At 75.9% G+C, this 3,843-nt stretch carries 3 protein-coding genes; 2 read left to right on the top strand and 1 reads right to left on the bottom strand.

Features of this window, described 5'->3' with window-relative positions; translation table 11 throughout:
• Positions 1-1,271: PP2C family protein-serine/threonine phosphatase (locus TR50_RS46470; protein ID WP_160311074.1), on the top strand; the 1,271-nt coding region annotated here is incomplete at its 5' end.
• A 215-nt stretch (positions 1,272-1,486) separates the two neighbouring features.
• On the opposite strand, the gene TR50_RS04895 is transcribed toward TR50_RS46470, so the two are convergent.
• On the bottom strand, positions 1,487-2,521 hold the full coding sequence (locus TR50_RS04895) for a saccharopine dehydrogenase family protein (RefSeq protein WP_042415362.1): 1,035 nt from the start codon (positions 2,519-2,521) through the stop codon (positions 1,487-1,489).
• Positions 2,522-2,631: 110 nt separating this feature from the next.
• Here TR50_RS04895 and TR50_RS04890 point away from each other — a divergent pair, with 110 nt between their 5' ends.
• Positions 2,632-3,579, top strand: coding sequence for a helix-turn-helix domain-containing protein (locus TR50_RS04890; RefSeq protein ID WP_042414783.1), 948 nt, complete (start codon positions 2,632-2,634; stop codon positions 3,577-3,579).
• Positions 3,580-3,843: the final 264 nt, after the last annotated feature.

Here is a 3,843-nt window from a genome sequence, read left to right as displayed (position 1 = left end):
CCGCCGGGCCGACCAGGCCGGCGGGTGCGACGGCGGGGTCGGCCGATTCGGCTGCCGCGCCCGCGCAGAGCGCCGACGCGTTCCTGCTCACCATCACGCGCGCGCTCTCGCGGGCGAGGACCGCGAGCGACGTCATGCGGGTGCTCAACGACATCGCACGGCCGTCGCTCAACGCCGAGACCTTCCTGATCCATCTCACGCCCGACGGCGAGCTGGTGAGCCTCGGCACGCGTCCGCTGCACGAGCCCCAGCCGGAGGCGCTCACTCCGTTGCGGCCCGCCGCGACCGCGGTGATGCGCCGCGCGATCGAGCAGGAGCAGCCCGTCTTCGTCGAGGGCGTCTCGACGCCGCCCCCTCCCGGCGAGCGCCCGCTGGTCCGCTCCTGGGCCGTGCTGCCGCTGATCGCCGCCGGAGAGCGCATAGGCGGCTGCCTTGTCGGCTACCCGGGCGTGCGACGCTTCGAGGAGCCGCTGCGCGCCACGTTCACCGCACTGAGCGGCATCATCGCGCACGCCCTCGGCCGCGCCCTGCACCACGACGCCGAGCACCAGCGGGCCACCGAACTCCAGCGGTCGATGCTGCCGCGCCGCGTCCCGGACATCACCGGCCACACCGTCGCGGCCCGCTACCGGCCGGGCACGGCCGGCATGGAGGTCGGCGGCGACTGGTACGAGGTCCTGGAGCTCGACCCCGACGGCCAGGGCGGCCGCTTCGGCCTGGTGATCGGCGACGTGCAGGGCCACAGCGCGCACGCCTCCGGCGTGATGGGCCAACTCCGGGTCGCGCTGCGCGCGTTCGCACGTGAGGGCCACGACCCTTCGGTGGTACTGGAGCGGACCGGCCGCCTGCTGGCGGAGTTGGACACCGGCCTGTTCGCCACCTGCTGCTACGTCACGCTCGACCCGTCGACCGGCCGTCTCCTCGCCGCCCGCGCCGGACACCCGCTCCCCGTCCTGACGGGCGTCGGCGCCCAGCCCCGCGAACTCGACCTCCCGGGCGGCCCGCCCCTCGGCGTCGACCCGTCGGCGCGCTACCCGCTGTCGGAGCACCGGCTCGCGCCGGGCGAGACGCTACTGCTCTACACGGACGGACTGATCGAGCAACGCACCGAGCACTACGACGACTCGGTCGCCCGCCTCCTCGCCCTGCTGCGCACCGCGACCGCGGCCGGCCCGGCCCTGGAACCCCTGGCCGACGCCCTGCTGGACGCCCGCCCCGAACACGGCCCCTTCCGCGACGACCTCGCCCTGCTCCTCGTCCACCGCGACTGAGCCGCGGAGCGGGCGCGCTGATCGCAGCCCAGGGATCACGCGGCGCCCGCACGCGCAGCCGAGCCCCAAGCCCGAACAGAGCTCCGCCAGCCGGTCCGAGCGCATGTGCCGACCGCGGGCGGACGCCAGGCGCCCGCGCCGGCAGCCGATCGGGTCGGCTCCGGCCGCGCAACCGCCGAGGGGGCTCCGCCCCCGGAGGAGGCCCTGGCAATCGGTCAGCTTGAGATCTCGACCTTCAGCTGCGCGGGGAGCGCACGGAGGAAGTCCGGGGCGTCGAAGAGTGCGCCGGCGGAGGCGACGCCGGTGGTGCGGTGGGTGCGGCCGGTGAGGATGCGGGCGACGGCCTCCACCGCGAGCGGCGCGCTGACGGCGTAGATGTCCTGGCCGCTCGCGACCGCGCGGCGCTCCGCGTCGCCGGAACGGACGCGCACGTCCACGACGAAGGTCTGCGCGGAGCGGCCGCGGTCGTCGACCGGGGTCGGCGTCGTCGCGTCGGGCGCGGCCAGGTCCGCGGCGGCCACGGCGCTCATGTAGGTGCGGACCTCCGGGACGGCCAGGTGGCTGGGGACGGTGACCACGTCCGCCATGGTGAACTCGCCGATCACCGGCTGCGGTCCGAGGGGGGCCGGGAACGGCCACTCCAGGGTCGGCAACGCGTCGTCGTGGTGCCGCAGGCGTCCGCCGGTGTAGCGCAGGCGACGGCCGCCGCGTCGCCGGGAGGAGACGGTGCCGGAGGCCAGCGTGCCGGCGGTGGGGTGCCAACTGCTGAGGCCGTAGGCGATGTGCACCTCCTCGGCCGTCGTCCAGTCGCCCATCGCTGCGGTGGCGAGTAGGTCGCCCAGGCCGCCGTAGAAGGCCATGGCGGGCAGCACGAGGGTGCCCGCCTCGCGGGCCCGGTCGGCGTAGTGGGCGAAGGTGTCGAGGTTCGCCTCGATCTCGGCGGCGACGTCGACGTACGGGATGCCCGCGCGCAGCGCCGCCTCGATCACCGGGCCGCCGGTCGCGTCGAAGGGCCCGGCGCAGTTGATCACGGCCTCCGCGCCGGTGAGCGCGCGGTCCAGCGACCGCGCGTCGTCCGCCGACGCCTGCCGGGCCTCGAGCCCGGGGCGGGTCCGCGCGAAGGCCCTCAGCCGGTCCGCGTCGCGGCCGACGAGCACGGGGACGTACCCGCGCTCCAGCAGCTCGGCCACCACGAACCGACCGGTGTGCCCGTAGGCGCCGAACACCACAACGGTCTGTCCCGATCCCATCTCTGCCCCCGCGTCCTCGGTGCGCTGTTCCTGATCCACGACGACCATCCTGGTCCGGGCCGGCACGGACGACCAGTGTCCGGAACGACATGACCCGTACACTTCCGGACATGAGCTCTCCCGCGCGCACCGTCGCCGTGGCCGCCACCGACGGCATGCTCCACTTCGAACTGGCGCTGGCCGCGGAGGTCTTCGGCTCCGCGCCGGACGGCGTGCCGGGCCCGTGGTACGAGGTCGAGGTCTGCGGCGCGCAACCGGTCCGGGTCGGCCGGTTCCTGCTGGAGCCGGACCGAGGGCTGGACCGGCTGGCGCAGGCCGGGACGGTGATCGTCCCCGCCCTGGCGGACGTCGACGCGGACCCGCCGACCGACCTGGTCGACGCGCTGCGCGCGGCCCACGCGGCGGGCGCGCGCGTGGTCTCGCTCTGCACGGGCGTGTTCGCGCTGGCCGCCGCCGGCCTCCTGGACGGGCTGCGCGCCACGACCCACTGGGCCCACACCGAGGTCCTGGCCGCGCGCTATCCGCGGATCGAGGTCGACCCGGACGTGCTCTACGTCGACAACGGCCGGGTGCTCACCTCCGCCGGAAAGGCCGCGGCGATGGACCTGTGCCTGCACCTGATCCGCCTGGACCACGGCTCGGCCGTGGCCAACGCCCTCGCCCGCCGCCTGGTCGTGCCGCCCCACCGAGCGGGAGGCCAGGCGCAGTTCGTCAGCACGCCGGTGCCCGCGCAGGACGACCACCCGCTGGCCGAGCTGCTGCCGTGGATCCTGGAACGACTCGACCAGCCGCTCACGGTGGAGGACCTGGCCCGCCGGGCGAACCTCAGCTCACGCCACCTCGGCCGGCAGTTCCGCGCGGCGACGGGCACCACCCCGCTCCAGTGGCTGCTGACGCAACGCATCCGCCGCGCCCAGGAGTTGCTGGAGCGGACGGACGAGAGCGTCGACGCCATCGCCGTGGCGTCGGGCATGGGCACCGCGACGACACTGCGCCGCCACTTCCACCGCACGCTCGGGGTGCCGCCGGACACCTACCGCCGCACCTTCCGAAGCTAGGGCCGCACCCCCCGAGCCTCACGCGGTCCGCGGCCGTGTTGTGGGGGCACACCTCACAGCCCAAGGCTGCGCCCGAGGGCTGGAGGCCCGAGGCCGGAGGCCGCAGAGCGGGAGGGCCGGGGAGCGGGAGGGCCGGGGAGCGGGAGGGCCGGGGAGCCGCAGGCCGCAGGACCCGGGGGCCCGGGGAGCCGCAGGGCCCGGGAGCCGGAGGCCGCAGGCCGCAGGCCGCAGGACCCGGGAGCCGGAGGCCGCAGGACCCGGGGC

Origin of the sequence: Streptacidiphilus anmyonensis, assembly GCF_000787855.1 — a bacterium.
Taxonomy (GTDB): domain Bacteria; phylum Actinomycetota; class Actinomycetes; order Streptomycetales; family Streptomycetaceae; genus Streptacidiphilus; species Streptacidiphilus anmyonensis.
This window is presented reverse-complemented; position numbering and strand designations above follow the sequence as displayed.

Coding starts and splice junctions, on each gene's coding strand:
- TR50_RS04890 (WP_042414783.1), top strand. CDS start 2,632: ATGAGCTCTCCCGCGCGCACCGTCGCCGTGGCCGCCACCGACGGCATG.
- TR50_RS04895 (WP_042415362.1), bottom strand. CDS start 2,521: ATGGGATCGGGACAGACCGTTGTGGTGTTCGGCGCCTACGGGCACACC.